The organism is Achromobacter sp. SIMBA_011, from assembly GCF_046535435.1.
In the GTDB taxonomy this organism is placed as follows: Bacteria; Pseudomonadota; Gammaproteobacteria; order Burkholderiales; family Burkholderiaceae_B; genus Achromobacter; species Achromobacter dolens.
On the sequence record NZ_JAWRWN010000951.1, the window covers coordinates 1 to 249 of the forward strand.

The 249-nt window shown below is 62.2% G+C and carries 1 protein-coding gene; it reads left to right on the forward strand.

Annotated features, from left to right (window positions below; translation table 11 throughout):
• The coding region (locus SB816_RS33810; protein ID WP_410548477.1) for a COX15/CtaA family protein at positions 1-249 on the forward strand (249 nt) is incomplete at both ends.

Consider the following 249-nt stretch of genomic DNA (forward strand, 5'->3'; position numbering starts at 1 on the left):
CTGGTGGATCAACCTCTTCGAAAACCCGAAGACGGTGCAGTTCGTCCACCGTCTCGGCGCCTATACGCTGTTTGCCGCCACGCTATGGCATATGGTGTCCATCGCCCGCGCCTTGCCCGGCACGCCGCATGCCCGCCGCTCCGTGCTGTTCTTCGTGCTCGTCTCCATTCAGGCAGCACTCGGCATCACCACGCTGCTGATGCATGTGGATATCCATGTCGCGCTCGCCCATCAGGGCATGGCGCTGAT